Origin of the sequence: Herpetosiphon giganteus, from assembly GCF_016907925.1 — a bacterium.
GTDB lineage: Bacteria > Chloroflexota > Chloroflexia > Chloroflexales > Herpetosiphonaceae > Herpetosiphon > Herpetosiphon giganteus.
Genome location: NZ_JAFBCZ010000006.1, coordinates 141,578 through 157,735, shown reverse-complemented (window position 1 = coordinate 157,735; position 16,158 = coordinate 141,578). Strand labels below are relative to the sequence as shown.

The window sequence follows — 16,158 nt, the reverse complement described above, 5'->3', positions numbered from 1 at the left end:
GTAACCTCTCTTTTAGTTCAATCAACTTTTAGGTGGTGGCGGCACTTCTGCTGCTGCAAGCTGCTGACGATTTAACCAACCGTGCATATGCCAGCCAACCAAACCGCTGGCCAGCATAAAAAATGCCATTGGCAGCTCAACACTTAGGATCAGAAAATGATCGGTATCGAAGCTCCAGATATTCCACGCTGAGGTCAGCAAATAAAAAATCAACACCACAATGGCCGCCCACGCTGTATAGTGAACCGCAAACCAAAAGGCTGGCTGGCGCTCAAACTCACGTTGATATAAGCCAATTGTGCTAAAAACGCTGACCCAGAAACCCAAAACCACGCCAACCAACAACCCGAGCACCCCAAAAAACAATAATCCTTCCATCCCACCAAGGGTCATGGTTATGGCTGTATTCGCAAGAGTGATCCAGCCCCAGCCACGCCAAAACCAGCGTTGCCAACTCACGCCATGGGCTGGCAACACCTGTGGTAGCTCAGGCTTTGGATAGTGGGGAAAGACAGGCTCATTCGGATACTGCATAACTACCTCGCTTTTGCTTGAATCACTCGACTGGCTTTACTATAGCCAATGCACGGCGCATGGAGCAGCAGATTTGCAGCAGATTAACCGCAGTTCAGCCAAAAGTCGGGTAGTGCAAATCGCGCAGTTTATGCTAAAATCAGCATACTGTATCGATTGATATTCATCCTGCTGAAACAGTGTTGCAATGGTGCAGCCCTGAAGCATTGACATTAAACGGGAGAACCCCCTCATGACCATGGTTGAAGAACAGGTACCAACCCGCGAGGAAGTAAGCGCCGAAGACACTTGGGATATTAGTAGTCTCTATGCAGACCAAGCGGCTTGGGAGGCTGATGTTGAACGAATTAGCAACGATTTGCTGCCAGCCTTGACCAGCCTGCAAGGCAGCCTAGCCAACGGTCCTGAGGCGTTATTGGCAGTCTTTCAAGCCCAAGAAGCACTTGGCATGGTGCTCGAACAAATTTATGTCTACGCCAGCCTGCGCGCCGACGAAGACACCGCCAACCAACATCACCAAGCGCTCGAAGAACGCGCCACCGCGCTCTCGATTAAGGCCAGCGCTGCCACATCGTGGATCGAGCCTGAGTTGCTGGCGCTTTCCGATGAGCAAATTTTGGGCTACATCAGTGCCTTGCCAGCCCTCGAAGTCTATCGCCGCGCCTTAGAAGAGCAAATTCGCTTGCGCGAACATACCCGCTCTGGCGAAGTTGAGGAATTATTGGCCCAAAGCGGCGAGATTAGCCGTGGTGCCCAAACCACCTTCAACATGTTCAGCGATGCCGACCTCAAATTCCCGCCAATTGAAGACGATCAAGGCAAGCCCGTTGAAGTTACGATGGGTCGCTATTCGGTGTTGTTGGAAAACCCCGACCAACGCATTCGCCGCGACACCTTTATGAGCATCCACAGCACCTATCGCCAGTTTCGTAATATGTTGGCCGCAAATTATGCCACCAACGTGCGCAGCAATATTTTCTATGCCAAAGCACGCGGCTACGAGTCGGCCTTGGATGCTAGCTTAAAACCCAAAGAAATTCCCATGAGCGTTTATGATAATTTGATCAGCACCGTGCACGAGCACTTGCCCAAATTACATCGCTATGGCTCGGTGCGCAAGCGTATTTTGGGCATCGACAGCCTGCATGCCTACGATTGGTTTGTGCCGTTGAATGGCGCTGCGCCAACTAAAATTGATTTCGAGCAAGGGGCCTCGTTAATTTTGAGCGCCTTGGAGCCACTGGGCGCTGAGTATAGCTCAAGCCTCGGCCATGGGCTTGAATCGCGCTGGGTTGACCGCTACGAAAATAAAAATAAACGCTCAGGAGCCTATTCATGGGGTTGCTACACCTCGCAACCATTCATTTTGATGAATTACAAAAATAACTTGAATAGCCTGTTTACCCTAGCTCACGAGCTTGGCCACTCGATGCACTCGTTGCTGACCCGCAAAAATCAGCCCTATACCTATGGCAGCTACACCTTATTTGTGGCTGAAGTTGCTTCGACCTTAAACGAAGCCTTACTGGCCGAATATATGCTCAAAACCAGCGACGACCCAGCCTTGCGCTTGCAATTGGTCACCCAGCAAATCGATGATATTCGCGGCACATTGTTGCGCCAAACCTTGTTTGCCGAATTCGAGCGCGAAACCCATCGCATGGCCGAACAAGGCGAAGCCCTGACCGCCGATAACCTCAGCGCCTTGTATCGCCGCTTGATCGAGCAATACTATGGCCCTGAATTGGTCTTCGATGAAGAATTGGATATTGAATGGGCACGGATTCCTCACTTCTATCGCTCATTCTATGTGTACCAATATTCGACTGGCATTTCAGCAGCGCTGGCCTTGGCCGACAAGATTTTGACCGAAGGCCCTGGTGCAGCTGAAAACTATGTCAACTTCTTGCGCGGTGGCAATTCCAAATCATCAATTGACCTACTCAAGGGCGCTGGGGTCGATATGACCACGCCAGACCCAATTCATCGCGCCATGAACCGCTTCGGCGATTTGGTGACCAAACTCGATGAATTAACTGCTTAATCATAGTTCAATGCTCGCTCTTCGGTGTGAAGGGCGAGTTGTGTTGTGTAAGGAGTTGACATGGCCGATCCACGGGTGGTCAAAATGGCCCATACCTTGGTCAATTATTCGATGAAGATCAAAGAAGGCGAAATGGTGGTTTTGCAAAGCGAACCAGCTGCCGCACCCTTGATCAAAGAAATGTATCGCGAAATTTTGCTGGTCGGTGGCAATCCAGTTGTCCACACGGTTATGCCTGGCATCTCGCGAATTTTGCTCAATCATGGCAACGATCAGCAGTTACAATGGATCTCGCCCTACGATCGCTTGGGGATTGAAACTGCCGATGTGCGAATTCGGATTGATTCCCAAACCAACACCCGCGAACTCTCGCAGGTTGATCCTGAGCGCCAATCGGTGTATCAAAAATCACGCAGCGAATTGATGGGCAAATTGATGTCGCGCACCCATGCTGGCGATTTTCGCTGGTGTGTCACGCTCTTTCCAACCGAGGGCTTGGCCCAAGATGCTAACATGAGCTTGCCCGATTTTGAAGATTTTGTCTATGGCGTGTGCTTCTTGAACGAAGCCGACCCCATCGCCAAGTGGCAAGAACTGCACGACAAACAAGCGCATTTGATTAATTTCTTGCACAATAAACGCGAAGTGCATATTGTGGGCGAAGGCACCGATATTCGCTTGGGAATTGCCGGACGCAGTTTTGTCAATTGTGCTGGCGATGCCAACTTCCCTGATGGCGAGTTTTTTACCGGCCCAGAAGAAAATAATGTCAACGGGATTGTACGCTTCTCCTTCCCAGCGATCTATAATGGACGCGAAGTCGAAGATGTACAATTGACCTTTGAAGCTGGCAAAGTTGTTAAGGCAACAGCCAAGAGCGGCCAAGATTTCCTTGAGCAAATGTTGAATGTTGATGCTGGGGCACGGGTTTTGGGCGAATTTGCCTTTGGCACCAACCCCAACATCAAAAACTACACCCGCAACATTTTATTCGATGAGAAAATGGGTGGTACAATCCACATGGCACTCGGCGCTTCCTACCCTGAAACTGGCGGCTTAAACCAATCGGCAATCCACTGGGATATGGTTTGCGATTTGCGCCAAAATAGCGAAGTCTATGTCGATGGCCAATTGTTCGAGAAAAACGGCACATTCGTCGTCTAAACCTTCCCTTATTCTTCCAACTTAAGCATGTTCGAGGGTATGAACAGCAGTGTTCATACCCTTTAGGCTATGATTCAGGCAGTGACGCAAGTTCTGGGTTATGTTGGTTTCTGGCCCAACGCCCATCGCAATGCGGCTGCTTGATTATTGAACCATTTCTGCTGTAAGGAGAGTCCGATGGTCGTATCTCGCTCACGGGCAGTGCTCAAAAACGTTGCATGGCTCACATGCGGCGCGTTGGTCGCCCTGCTGATCGTCTATCTGCGGCGTGATCCGCAGGCCACCGCCGCCCCGAACACGGTTACTGGCAAGGTCGAAATCGCCGCCCAGAACAATCGCTCAGGCTATGATCCTTTATCCTTGGCCGAAATTGAGCAAGCCCAGAAGATTGCGCTCAACGAATGGCAATCCAAACGCGGCAAAGTGGTCGAAAACAAGGCCGTACCTGCTGATGCCCAGTTGGAATTCGTCAAAACCGAACGCCACGAAGAAATTCAAGCTGTCTACAACAAGGGCACATGGCAACGCCGCGCCGATGTGCTGATTTTCGATTATGCCAAAAACAGCTTGGTGGCCGTGTTGGTCAACCTCAGCACTGGCAAGGTCGATCTGCTTGATCAAGCACGAGGCAGCCAACCCCACCCAACCGATCGCGAAACCTTGCGCGCCCTGCAATTGGTCTTGGATCACCCCACCTTTGGGCCACAGTTGCGCGGCGAGTATCAAGCCTTGACAGGCAAAAGCCTGACCCAGGCTAGCCAATTCCAGACGGCAGGCTTCGTCTATATTGCCGAGCCACAAGTTGATAACGCCGCAGTTTTGCGCAGTTGCCAACAAAATCGCTGCGTGCAATTGCTGCTCAGCGCCGATAATGAATGGGCAGTTGAGAGCACCCCGATTGTTGATCTTTCGAATGGCCTTGTGGTTAGTTTGAAGCGTTAGGAGCCTGGCGATGAAGCTTTCAGCACGTTGGGGCATGCTGCTTGGCATGCTATTAATTGGGGCCAGTCTGCTTAGCACAAACTCGCAGCAAGCAGCCAATGCCCAAACCCGCGACCGTTGTTCTGGTGGTAGTTTTACGATTAACAAAACCTTGGAAAACGGGGCCAGCTGGGCCTTATGTTGGGAAGAACGCAGCAGCGAAGGCATTGTGCTGCGCGGCATCCGCTACACCCCACCAGGTGGCAGCGCAATCTCGATTATCAACCAAATTAATTTGGCCCAAATTCACGTCCCATACGACGATAACACCGCCCGCTTCCACGACCTCTCAGATTATGGCTTGGGTGGCGGCCACCTCAATAACATGACGGCAGCCGATTGCCCCGATGGAACTTTGCTGCAAAATAATGGGCGCAATGTGCTGTGTGCTACGGTCGTGCCAACTGGCTATGCCTACAAATATTATGCCCAAGTCAAGCAAGGCTCAGCCTTGGTGGTGCGCTCAGTTTCGCACATTGGTGCCTATAACTATGTTAGCCAATGGATTTTCCACGATGATGCCACGATTGAGCCAGGCATCGGCGCAACTGGTAAATTGCAAAAATGTACCAATGTGGCCAAATATGGCTGGAAGATCGATGCGAGTAGCTGCCAATATGGCACATCGCACGTTCACAATTACTACTGGCGGATCGACTTTGCACTTGGCGGCAACAGCAATAACGTCGTTGAGCAAATCGAATTCGATTCAAGTGGCACTGCCCAACGTGGCTTACAAGTACGACCCTATACCACTGAAACCGCCGCTCAAGTCAACCCTGAAAATTTCCGCTCATGGCGCGTCAAAAACAGCACGGTCTTGAATAGCGATGGTCACGAAATCTCATACGACATCGTTGGCAACTCCGATCATGTGTTCCGTGGCCCTTCGTTTGAGCCATGGACCAAGAACGATGTCTATGTGACCGAAAACAACCCCTGCGAACGCTGGGCTTCGCGCAACGATGGCAACACCTGCGCTGATGATGTTAGTGGTTTTGTCAATAACCAAACCTTGGTCGACCCAATCGTTTGGTATGGAATGACCTTCCATCACCTGCCCCGCGACGAGGATGACCCATTAATGTCGGCCCACTGGAGCAGCTTCCAGATGGTTCCCCGCGACTTATACGCCAGCCAACAACGCTAAAAAAACCAACGCCCGCTCAGAGCTTGAGCGGGCGTTTTTGTCGCCTATTTACCAGGCGTTGGCGTAATGGTTGGGGTTGGTGGTGGTGGTGGGGTTTGTTGTTCGTCCAAGAACTTCAGCGCCCAGAATAATTGCGAATCAGCACAGGCAGTTGCACCATCTGCTGGCGTGCGATTCAAAATACATTCAACTGGATATTGGCTTGCATCATCGGAGAATGGCACGACATAATCGGGCGTAACTCCCAGCGTGTGGATTGCACGCTTGTTAGGAGTTAACCAATGGGCGATTGTAATCCGCGCTTCCGATTTATCACTGAGCGTATGCACGCTTTGGACTGAACCTTTACCAAAGGTTTTTTCGCCAATCAAAGTTGCGCGCTTAGTATCTTGCATTGCACCAGACACGATTTCCGAGGCGCTCGCCGAGCCGCCATTGACCAATACAACCACTGGCAGATCGAATAATTCTTGTGCATCGCCCTGTTGCAAGGTGCGATATTCTTTTTGAGTTCCATCACTATTTTCTTGATAGTGGGTCACGCCATCTTTGGTAAAGCGACCAAGAATGTTTTGGGCCTGATTGACATAGCCGCCAGGATTATTGCGCAAATCAAAAATAATCGCTTTGGGATTATTGGTTTTGAGTTTGGCAATTGCTTGATCCATTTCGTCGTAGGATGTTTGCTTAAACTCGCTCAATTGAATATAGCCAATATCGCCAATCATGGTTGAGCGCACGCTAATTAACGGAATCGTATCGCGCACAATCGAAATATCGAGCTGTTTTTCATCGCTGGTGCGATAAACCGTGATTACGACTTGCGAGCCTTTGGGGCCGCGAATCAGCTTAATCGCCTCAGCCAAAGCTTGATCGCGTTCGAGGTTGGCGATAACTTCGCTAATTTGTTTGCCATCGACTGCCACGACAATATCGCCAGCGCGCACATTGGCTTTTTCAGCAGGCGAGCCTTCGATTGGCGAAACAATCATAATCTGGCCGTCTTTATATTCGACGTAGGCTCCAATGCCCTCGAAGTTGCCGCGCATATCTTCGCGTGAGCGTTCAGCGGCTTCTGGCTCTTGAAAACCGGTAAAATCATCGCCGAGCGATTGCAGCATGCCGCGAATTGCGCCATACATCATTTTTTTCTCGTCGATTGGCTCAGTATGATAGAACTCTTTATTAACCAGATTCCAAACTTCCCAAAAGGTCTGAAAATTTTCGTCTGCATTGGCTGGGGGAGCAGCCATTTGCGTTGCTTGCAACGCATTCGACGTATCGCTTGTTCCTGCTTGATTGGCAGTAATCAGCGCCTGTTCTTTCGATGAGCTACCCCAATAAAAACCAGCGCCAAGGGCGATGCCAACAATCAGCAAGACACCAACAATCCCACCCAATACAACCCAAAGCTTTGCTGCTTGGGTTGCGGAACCGCCCGATCTGGGCTGGAACTCGCTCATAGAAAACCTCGTTTCAAGCAATTTAACCTAGGCTAAGCCAGCCTGTATGCAGTGTACAACTTAAGCAACTGCTTGTAGGTTAGGTTGGCATTAGCAATCGAAATGGGTAAGTTTACGCGGCATTACCTCTCAGGCTATGGTTCATGCTAGCACGAATTTGGGCTAAACCACTGATCGAATTGAAACATGATCGCTGCCAACGCGGCAATTGGTGCAGTTTCGGCGCGTAAAATTCGCGTGCCCAAACTAACACTGATCAAGCCCGCTTGGTTGGCGGCTTCAAGCTCCGCTTCAGTCCAACCGCCCTCGGGGCCGCTCCAAAGCGCTAGCTCGGCGCGTGGCTCCAAAGCTAAGGCAGCCTTGAAGGCCATCGTTTGGCCAGTTTCGGCCAATAACAAATGCCCACGAGCTTGAGCCAAGGCTTGGGCCACGGTTTGGGCTGCGTGCAAGATTGGCAAGCGCCCACGGCCAGCTTGCTCGGCGGCTTCGCGAATAATCCGCTGCCAGCGTTCGCGTTTGGTTGGCGTAACATCAGCTTGCGAGCGCTCGCAGAGCAAGGGGACAAACGCAGTTGCGCCCAATTCGGTGCATTTTTGCAAGGCGATTTCGAAGCGTTCGCCACGAGTTAGGGCCAGATAGAGCGTGACGTTGATGCTTGGCTCGCCATTGGCTGCATAGCGTTGCAAAATGCGGCCTTGAGCTTCGCGCTTATTCAAGCTGACCAACTCGGCAATATAGCCCGTGCCAAGGCCATCGAGCAGCGCAATATGCTGACCAACGCGCAAACGCAGCACATTGTTCCATTGGTGCAGCAGCTCACGCTCGCTCACATGCAACGCTTCGCCTTGAATGGCCTCAGCTGGCACAAAAAAGCGATAGGTATTTTTCATTAGGCTGGCTTGCGATGGGTAAAGGCCACCCAATCGCCTTGGGTGCGGCGTTCAACTTGCTCTAAGCCAACGGCTTCGAAGGCTGCTACCACATCGGCTTCGCGCTCGTTGATAATGCCTGAGGTGATCAGCACGCCGCCTGGTTTGAGCGCCGCAAGATAATCATTACCCAACACAACATGCACTTTGGCCAAAATATTGGCCAAAATCACATCAAACTCGTTGTGATGGCGATAGCTTTGCGGCGTGCCAAGTTGCGCGCCTTCCCAGCCAAGCCAGTGTTCTAAGGGCGCATCGCCCAAACTACCTTCCAAGGCGGTTACCAAGGTTTCGGAATGATTGATGCGAGCATTTTCGGCGGTCGCTTCAACCGCGATTGGGTCGGTATCCAAGGCCAACACCCGTTGCGAACCAAGTTTGGCCGCGCCAACCGCCAAAATCCCCGAGCCACAGCCAAGATCAAGCACCGTCGTGTTGTTAAACTCGATCAATTCCATCAATTCGAGGCAGAGTTGGGTGGTGGGATGCAAGCCAGTGCCAAAAGCCATGCCTGGGTCGAGATTCAGCACCACATCGTTTTCAGTAGCTTCGTGTTGCAGCCACGAAGGCACAATTACAAAGCGCTGGCCGATGCGGCGAGTGCGATAGTGCTCTTTCCAAGCGTTGGCCCAATCTTCTTCGGCGATGGTTTTAACCTGCAAATCGCCAACCGGACGCATCATGCCAAGCACCCACAAACCGCGTTCGATGTGGGTTTGAGCATCGGCTGCTTGCTCGTTGGCCAGCAAGTAGGTGCGCACAATCACTGGTTTGTTGGTATCAATTTGATATTCTGGCGAGTCGAGCGATGGGATGATGGCCTCTTCGACTGCCACGCCACCGTTATAGCCATATTGGGCAAATAATTCCGACACGCTTTCGACCGCTTCGGTATCGACGGTCACGCTCAGTTCGAGCCACTGCATAAAAACCCCTGTTTAGAAGGATGAATTATGAGGGATGAAGGATGAATTTCATTCCTCACGTATTCAGGCCTTTTTAGTAATCCAAAATAATTCAAAGTCGCAAAAATCCCTCATCCCTCATCCCTCATCCCTCATCCCTCATCCCTCATCCCTCATCCCTCATCCCTCATCCCTCATCCCTCATCCTTTCGTCGTCCATGTTGTGCCGCTTGGGCCGTCTTCGAGTTGCACATCAAGCTCGCTCAGGCGGTTGCGCACCAAATCGGAGAGCGCCCATTGCTTGGCTTTGCGCAATTCGGCGCGTAACTCAATCAACAATTCGATGAATGGGGCGGCATCGGTTTTGCTGGCGCTGGTTGCTTCCAAACGAAGGCCGAGCACCGCTGCCAATTCGCGCAAACGAGCTTGCGCAGCATCGAATGGCTCGCCACCAACGCCAGCATCACGAGCAGCGTTGATCGAACGCACCAAATCAAACAACACCGCCAAGGCCGCCGCGCTGTTAAAATCGCTATCCATCGCGCTGCGGAAATCGGCTGGCGCTTTGGCCACAATGGTGGTGAGCGTATCAACCACCGCGCCGCTGGTCGTCGTGCCATGCGCTGGCTTGAAAGCCGACATGATGCGTTCGAGCTTGCGTTCGGTATCGGCCAAAACCTCATCATTATAAACCAATGGTGCGCGATACGAGCCAGAAAGCACCATCAAGCGCATAATATCGGCGGAATGTTCGCTTAAAAATTGATCAATCGTGATCAAATTACCCAGCGATTTGCTCATTTTTTCGCCAGCCAATTGCAGCATGCCGTTATGCATCCAGATTTGGGCAAAATTCTTGCCGGTCAACGATTCGGTTTGGGCAATTTCATTTTCGTGGTGCGGGAAGATCAGGTCGTTGCCGCCGCCATGAATATCAATTTGCTCAGCTAATTCGTGCAAACTCATAGCCGAGCATTCGATATGCCAACCAGGTCGGCCTTGGCCCCACGGGCTTTCCCACGCTGGCTCGCCGGGTTTGGCCGCTTTCCACAAAGCAAAATCTAAAGGATCAGCTTTGGCTTCGTCGGGAGCGATCCGTGCACCAGAACGCATATCGTCGACGGCGCGCCGCGAAAGCTTGCCATAATCTTCATCGCCACGCACGCGAAAATAAACATCGCCATTGCTAGCGTGATACGCTGCATCTTTGGCGATCAGGCCTTCGATAAATTGAATAATTTGCGGAATTGTGGTTGAAACCCGAGGGTAGGCGGTGGCTGGCAGCACATTCAACTGGCCCAATTGATCAAGAAAGGCCAAGGTATAGCTTTCGGCCAATTCCATCGGATCGCGGCCCTGCTCGTTGGCGCGGCGAATAATTTTATCGTCAACATCGGTAAAATTCATCACATGGCGCACCGTATAGCCCGACCACTCCAAATAGCGCCGCACCACATCGAACACAACAGCTGACATGGCATGGCCAATATGGGCATCAGAATACACCGTCGGCCCACAGACATACATCGACACATGGTCAGCAACCAACGGTGTAAACGGCTCGGTCTGGCGGCTAAGGGTGTTGTAAATTGCTAATGCCATAATTCTGGCTCCTCAACACAATAATAAAGAGCTAAATACCGTCAGCGTAGTGCATCTCGTAACTTTGCAAATCTTCAAGGCAATCGAAGGGATCATCACCAGGGGTACGTTGGGCGCTGAGCGCGGCTATATGGTAGGCTTGGCTGCCCATGGCGCTTTCAAGCTCGATCACCCGTTGATTAAGCGTTTGGACTGATTCGTGGAGCGAGCGCAACATTGCGCCCTCGGGGTCGGGCAACATTTCAACCCGATTGGTTTGGCCCGTTTGGGGATCGCGGGTTGCCACCACCCGCGCAGGCACGCCAATTGCGGTTGAGTAGGCAGGCACTGGTTTGACCACAACCGCGCCGCCGCCGATGCGTGCGCCTTCGCCAATGGTAATTGCCCCAAGCACTTTGGCCCCCACCCCAATCACCACATTGTTGCCAATGGTTGGGTGTCGTTTGCCAATTTCCTTGCCAGTTCCGCCGAGCGTCACGCCTTGATACATCACAACATCATCGCCGATAATTGCGGTTTCGCCAACCACAATGCCCATGCCATGGTCGATAAACAAGCGCTGGCCAATCGTCGCGCCTGGGTGAATCTCAATGCCGGTAAAAAAACGCGTGAGTTGCGAAAGCAAACGCGGAATGAAGGGCAACTTCTGGTTCCAAAGCCAGTGGGTTAGGCGATGGATTTGGACAGCCTGAAAGCCAGGGTAGAGCAGCACCTCAAAGATCGAGCGCGCTGCCGGGTCGTTATGCAAAATTGTCTGAATATCTTCGCGAACCGAACGCCACCAATGCCTCATATCGATCCAATCCTTTCGCAGACAAAAAGAAAGCCCAAGGCCATTAGCCTTAAGCCAAGTACCTTGGGTTCTTGAATGTCGCTTTAGGCCGCAGCCGTTGAGTCTGATTTGCTCGCTTCAGCTTTGGGAGCTTCAGGCTTGCTTTCGCTGGTTGCAGCGGCAGGCGCAGCACTACTGGCATCGCTGCTTGTTGCTGCAGGAGTGCTTGATTTGCTGCTGGTGCTGCTGTTATTGCCTGAACGACTATCATTAATATACCATCCACTACCCTTGAATACCACCCCAACCGGCTGAAATACACGTTTGATCGTGCCTTGACAGCGCGGACAGATTGTCAGCGGCTCGTCAGAGAAGCGTTGAAATTGCTCGAATTGTGCGCCACATGCTTGGCACGCATACACATAGGTTGGCACGCTACCATACCTCCGACAGGATGAAAGTTTAACGCAACAAAGCCCCAAAAGGCACATTGCCTCATTCTACCGTAATTATGGTCGCTGATCAACCAAGAGCAGAACAGAGAGCATAGGTGGGGGTCGGTTGTTGGGGGCTGGGGATCGGTTTTGATTCGCGAAGGACACGAAGAGTACGAAGGACGATAGGCTTTTGGCTATCGGCTTTTGGCTCGCGGGATTTTTGGGGAGGCACGGAGTCAAAGTTGTGATCCACGAAGAGCACGAAGAGCACGAAGGGGAGATGGCTATTGGCTATTGACTTTTGGCTATAGGTCTCAAGTTTTTACCAAAATCTCCGCTAGCCCAAAGCCACCAGCCTATAGCCTCATCCCTCTGCGCTTCTGCGTTAAAAATCCTATCCCCATTTTGCCCTCTGCCCTTTGCCCTTTGCCTTTATGTTCTATGTTCTATGTTCTATGTTCTATGCTCGTTGCTCGGGCTTCTGCCCTTTGACTTTTGACTTGCATCCCTCATCCCTCATACTTCATACTTGATTTGGGCTGATTTGTTTGTGATAATAGGCCTTGGGCAACGTAGCTCACATCAATGCCGCCCGATCAGCGTTCTCCATATTCAGCCACAAGGGAGATAGTATGCAGATCGATCCAGCAACAACCGCGTTGGTTCTCATCGAATTTCAAAACGATTTCACCTCGGAAGGCGGAGCACTTCACGGCGCAGTTGCCGAAAGCATGCAAGCTACCAACATGCTGGCCAACACGCTCGAAACGGTCAAGCAAGCTCGTGAAGCAGGCGTGACGATTATTCATGCGCCAATTTCATTCGCCGAAGGCTACCGCGAAATTACCAACCAACCCTATGGCATTCTCAAGGGCGTGGTCGATAACAACGCATTTCGTAAGGGCAGTTGGGGCGCGGAATTGATTGATGTGCTCACGCCGGAAAGCGCCGATATTGTGGTCGAGGGCAAGCGTGGCCTTGATACCTTCGCCAGCACCAACCTTGATTTTATTCTGCGCAGCCGTGGCTTGAGCAATTTGGTTTTGGCGGGCTTTTTGACCAACTGTTGCGTCGAATCGACGATGCGCTCAGGCTACGAACGCGGCTATAACGTGATTACCCTGACCGATTGTGTCGCCGCCACCAGCGCCGAAGAGCAAGAAGGCGCAATTAGCAAAGATTATCCAATGTTCTCGCATCCTATGGATCACGCACAATTTCTCGAAATTTTGAGTGGACGCAGCGCCATGGTCAATGCAAGTCGCGGGTATTAATTGATGAATCCAGCAGCAGAACTTCAAATTGAGGTTTTGGCTGCACTGCAGCGGTCGGTTCGTGGCAAGGTTCACGCCGACCGCTTGACACGTGCGCTCTATAGCACCGATGCCTCATCCTACGCCGTCATGCCCAAAGCGGTGGCTATTCCGCGCGATCGCGCCGATTTGCAAGCCATCGTCGAGATTGCCCAACGCTTTTGCGTGCCAATTGTGCCGCGTGGCGGTGGCACAAGTCTCTCTGGCCAAGCGATTGGCGCGGGCATTATTGTTGATCTTTCGCATTCGTTTGGCCACATTGGCGAGTTTGATCCAGAGCAGCGCCAGATTTGGGTTGAGGCTGGCTGCACGCTTGATCGTTTGAATAATTTTCTCAAGCCGTATGGCCTGATGTTCGGCCCTGACCCTTCGTCGAGCGCTTCGGCCACGATTGGCGGCATGCTCGGCAATAATTCGACTGGCTCGCACTCAATTGTCTATGGCATGACCGTTGATCATACGATCGCCATCGAAAGCATTTTGGATGATAGCTCAGTTGCAAATTGGTCAACCCAACCAGCCAATAACCCGCGCCAGCAGCAGATTCAACAGCAACTTGGCCAGATTGTTACGCGTTATGCTCACGCCATCGAGCGTGATTATCCCCAAGTTTGGCGCAATGTGGCAGGCTACAATCTGCAACGCATGCTCCAGCGCCAGCAGCAGCAGCAACCGTTTAGCGCTGTACCAATTTTGGTTGGCAGCGAAGGCACACTGGGATTGACCGTTGGCGCGCAACTTAGCCTCGTCGAACGGCCAAAAGTTACGCGGCTAGCACTCTGGCATTTTGATGATTTGCAGCAAGCGTTGGCGCTTGTTCCCGAAATTTTGCGTTTTCAGCCAAGCGCCGTCGAATTATTTGATCGTTATTTTATTAATTTGACCCGCCAAAACCCTGAGTATGGCTCGCGCCTCAGTTTTGTAGTCGGCGAGCCGCGCGTGGTGTTAATTGTTGAATGGGCGGGAGCAGATGCCAACAAATTAGCCGCCAACGATGCCGCCTTAGAAGCCCATTTGCGCACGCTTGGCGAAACTGGCCGCGTCGTGCGCGAAACAATGCCCGCCGCAATTGCCAATGTTTGGGCCGTGCGCAAAGCAGGCTTAGGCTTGTTGATGAGCCAACGTGGCGATGCCAAACCACTGGCGTTTGTCGATGATGCGACCGTGCCAGTTGATCGTTTGGCCGACTATGCTCGCGGAGTTGAGGCGATTTGTCGCGAGGTTGGCACCGAAGCCAGTTTTTATGCGCATGCTTCGGTTGGTTGCTTGCACATCAATCCATTGATTAATTTGAAAACTGAAACTGGTTTGGCCCAAATGGCGCATATTTCGCAGGCAGTCGCCAGCTTGGCAATTAGCCTTGGCGGCACAACCACAGGCGAACATGGCGAGGGTCTGGCGCGCTCAGCCTTTAATCAACAATTATATGGCGCAGAATTACACCAAGCCTTTGGCGAAATTAAGCAGCTATTCGACCCAAATTCAATCTTCAACCCAGGTAAGATTTTGGCCGCACCTCAGCCGTGGCAGCCAGAAATTCTGCGCATCAACCCAAGTTACCAAACGCCGCATGCGCCCAGCGTGACCTTCTTCGATTTCACGCCCGACGGCGGTTTTGCGGGCTTGGTCGAGATGTGCAATGGCCAAGGTGTTTGCCGCAAAGCTGATGCTGGCGTGATGTGCCCATCGTATATGGCAACTCGCGATGAGGCTCATTCAACGCGAGGCCGAGCCAATGCCCTGCGCGCAGCCATGACGGGCCAGCTTGGAGCCGAGGGTTTGAGCAGCCCTGAATTACACGAAGCCATGGATTTATGCCTTGAATGCAAGGCCTGCAAACGTGAATGCCCGTCGATTGTGGATATGGCGCGGCTCAAATCGGAATGGCTGGCGCAGTATCAGGCAACTCATGGCGTGCCAATGCGCAGCCGTTTGTTTGGCCAGATCGCCAAAATCAATCAGCTTGGCATGCTGGTTCCGCGTTTAAATAATTGGTTGCTAGCCCAGCCAATCACGCGCTGGCTGCTCGACCGCAGCTTGGGCATCGATCAACGTCGCCAATTGCCAGCATTAGCGCGGCGCTCGTTTCGGGCTTGGTTCAAGCAGCACAAACAGCAGCAAACTGCGCCGCGTGGCCCATTAATTCTTTGGGATGATACGTTTACGCTGTACAACGAGCCACAGATTGGCCAAGCGGCGGTGAAATTGCTCAGCGCTGCGGGCTACAAAGTGTATGTGATCAACGAACGGCGCTGTTGTGGCAGGCCACTAATCTCAAAGGGCATGTTGGCAGAAGCCCGCGCCAATGCTGAACACAACATCAAACTGCTTGCGCCATTTGCTGAGTTGGGTGTGCCAATTATTGGCTTGGAGCCAAGCTGTATCGCCAGCTTTCGCGACGAATACCCAGCTTTAGTGCCAACCAATGCGGCGAAGGTTGTGGCTGCTCAAAGCTACTTTATTGAAGAATTTCTGGTCAAATTGGCTGCTGAAGGCGTTACATGGCGTTGGAATCAGCAATTGCCCGCAGATCAGGTGCTGGTGCATGGCCATTGCTATCAAAAAGCCTTGATCAGCACTAGCCCATTGCTGGCGATGTTGCGACTTGTGCCCAACCTCGCGGTGCAAGAAATTGAAAGCGGCTGTTGTGGTATGGCTGGCTCGTTTGGCTATGAGCACGAGCATTACGAGATTTCCATGGCTTGTGGCGAGCAACGCCTGTTTCCAGCAGTTCGCACAAGTCAACAGCCAGTTTTGGCAGCAGGCATGTCGTGTCGGCATCAGATTGAAGCTGGCACAGGCGTAATTGCTCAGCATCCGGTTGTTTTTTTGGCTGCTTGTTTAGCCGATTAAGCTACAGATAA

Annotated in this window: 13 protein-coding genes; 6 read left to right on the top strand and 7 right to left on the bottom strand. The window is 52.0% G+C overall.

What is annotated here, in order from left to right:
• Positions 1-21 precede the first annotated feature (21 nt).
• Positions 22-534: a hypothetical protein gene (locus JOD20_RS07555; protein ID WP_204754682.1), complete on the bottom strand. Its 513-nt coding sequence runs from the start codon at positions 532-534 to the stop codon at positions 22-24.
• A gap of 232 nt (positions 535-766) precedes the next feature.
• On the opposite strand from JOD20_RS07555, the gene pepF reads away from it, so the two are divergent.
• The 4 genes from pepF (at position 767) to JOD20_RS07535 (ending at position 5,873) form a co-directional block, all read left to right on the top strand.
• The gene (pepF, locus tag JOD20_RS07550; RefSeq protein ID WP_204754681.1) at positions 767-2,578 is read left to right on the top strand and encodes an oligoendopeptidase F; all 1,812 of its coding nucleotides are present in this window, start codon (positions 767-769) and stop codon (positions 2,576-2,578) included.
• A 60-nt stretch (positions 2,579-2,638) separates the two neighbouring features.
• Positions 2,639-3,742 (top strand): aminopeptidase, encoded by a 1,104-nt coding sequence (locus JOD20_RS07545; protein ID WP_204754680.1) that lies wholly within the window; start codon positions 2,639-2,641, stop codon positions 3,740-3,742.
• A 177-nt stretch (positions 3,743-3,919) separates the two neighbouring features.
• A complete protein-coding gene (locus JOD20_RS07540; RefSeq protein ID WP_204754679.1) occupies positions 3,920-4,684 on the top strand; it encodes a hypothetical protein in 765 nt (254 codons plus the stop codon).
• A gap of 10 nt (positions 4,685-4,694) precedes the next feature.
• The gene (locus tag JOD20_RS07535; RefSeq protein ID WP_204754678.1) at positions 4,695-5,873 is read left to right on the top strand and encodes a copper amine oxidase; all 1,179 of its coding nucleotides are present in this window, start codon (positions 4,695-4,697) and stop codon (positions 5,871-5,873) included.
• Positions 5,874-5,917: 44 nt separating this feature from the next.
• Here JOD20_RS07535 and JOD20_RS07530 read toward each other — a convergent pair whose 3' ends face one another.
• The 6 genes from JOD20_RS07530 to JOD20_RS07505 all read right to left on the bottom strand — a co-directional run bounded on the left by JOD20_RS07530 (position 5,918) and on the right by JOD20_RS07505 (position 11,978).
• Positions 5,918-7,336, bottom strand: a complete 1,419-nt coding sequence (locus JOD20_RS07530; RefSeq protein ID WP_204754677.1) for a S41 family peptidase — start codon at positions 7,334-7,336, stop codon at positions 5,918-5,920.
• A 146-nt stretch (positions 7,337-7,482) separates the two neighbouring features.
• Complete coding sequence (locus JOD20_RS07525) at positions 7,483-8,226, bottom strand: 16S rRNA (uracil(1498)-N(3))-methyltransferase (RefSeq protein WP_204754676.1); 744 nt, start codon at positions 8,224-8,226, stop codon at positions 7,483-7,485.
• Positions 8,226-9,191 (bottom strand): 50S ribosomal protein L11 methyltransferase, encoded by a 966-nt coding sequence (locus JOD20_RS07520; protein WP_204754675.1) that lies wholly within the window; start codon positions 9,189-9,191, stop codon positions 8,226-8,228. The genes JOD20_RS07525 and JOD20_RS07520 overlap by 1 nt, the downstream gene beginning before the upstream one ends.
• A gap of 180 nt (positions 9,192-9,371) precedes the next feature.
• On the bottom strand, positions 9,372-10,772 hold the full coding sequence (gene cysS, locus JOD20_RS07515; RefSeq protein WP_204754674.1) for a cysteine--tRNA ligase: 1,401 nt from the start codon (positions 10,770-10,772) through the stop codon (positions 9,372-9,374).
• A 31-nt stretch (positions 10,773-10,803) separates the two neighbouring features.
• Entirely contained in the window at positions 10,804-11,565 is a 762-nt protein-coding gene (gene cysE, locus JOD20_RS07510) for a serine O-acetyltransferase (protein ID WP_204754673.1), read from the bottom strand.
• A gap of 83 nt (positions 11,566-11,648) precedes the next feature.
• A complete protein-coding gene (locus JOD20_RS07505; RefSeq protein WP_204754672.1) occupies positions 11,649-11,978 on the bottom strand; it encodes an FmdB family zinc ribbon protein in 330 nt (109 codons plus the stop codon).
• A 635-nt stretch (positions 11,979-12,613) separates the two neighbouring features.
• Between JOD20_RS07505 and JOD20_RS07500 the strand changes: the two genes are divergently transcribed.
• A complete protein-coding gene (locus tag JOD20_RS07500) occupies positions 12,614-13,255 on the top strand; it encodes a cysteine hydrolase family protein (RefSeq protein ID WP_204754671.1) in 642 nt (213 codons plus the stop codon).
• Positions 13,256-13,258: 3 nt separating this feature from the next.
• A complete protein-coding gene (locus JOD20_RS07495) occupies positions 13,259-16,147 on the top strand; it encodes an FAD-binding and (Fe-S)-binding domain-containing protein (protein ID WP_204754670.1) in 2,889 nt (962 codons plus the stop codon).
• Positions 16,148-16,158: the final 11 nt, after the last annotated feature.

Excerpts from the sequence above, each read along its gene's own strand:
- cysE (WP_204754673.1), bottom strand. The coding sequence starts at position 11,565 with ATGAGGCATTGGTGGCGTTCGGTTCGCGAAGATATTCAGACAATTTTG.
- JOD20_RS07525 (WP_204754676.1), bottom strand. The coding sequence starts at position 8,226 with ATGAAAAATACCTATCGCTTTTTTGTGCCAGCTGAGGCCATTCAAGGC.
- JOD20_RS07495 (WP_204754670.1), top strand. The coding sequence starts at position 13,259 with ATGAATCCAGCAGCAGAACTTCAAATTGAGGTTTTGGCTGCACTGCAG.
- JOD20_RS07500 (WP_204754671.1), top strand. The coding sequence starts at position 12,614 with ATGCAGATCGATCCAGCAACAACCGCGTTGGTTCTCATCGAATTTCAA.
- JOD20_RS07530 (WP_204754677.1), bottom strand. The coding sequence starts at position 7,336 with ATGAGCGAGTTCCAGCCCAGATCGGGCGGTTCCGCAACCCAAGCAGCA.
- pepF (WP_204754681.1), top strand. The coding sequence starts at position 767 with ATGACCATGGTTGAAGAACAGGTACCAACCCGCGAGGAAGTAAGCGCC.
- JOD20_RS07540 (WP_204754679.1), top strand. The coding sequence starts at position 3,920 with ATGGTCGTATCTCGCTCACGGGCAGTGCTCAAAAACGTTGCATGGCTC.
- cysS (WP_204754674.1), bottom strand. The coding sequence starts at position 10,772 with ATGGCATTAGCAATTTACAACACCCTTAGCCGCCAGACCGAGCCGTTT.
- JOD20_RS07535 (WP_204754678.1), top strand. The coding sequence starts at position 4,695 with ATGAAGCTTTCAGCACGTTGGGGCATGCTGCTTGGCATGCTATTAATT.
- JOD20_RS07545 (WP_204754680.1), top strand. The coding sequence starts at position 2,639 with ATGGCCGATCCACGGGTGGTCAAAATGGCCCATACCTTGGTCAATTAT.
- JOD20_RS07520 (WP_204754675.1), bottom strand. The coding sequence starts at position 9,191 with ATGCAGTGGCTCGAACTGAGCGTGACCGTCGATACCGAAGCGGTCGAA.
- JOD20_RS07555 (WP_204754682.1), bottom strand. The coding sequence starts at position 534 with ATGCAGTATCCGAATGAGCCTGTCTTTCCCCACTATCCAAAGCCTGAG.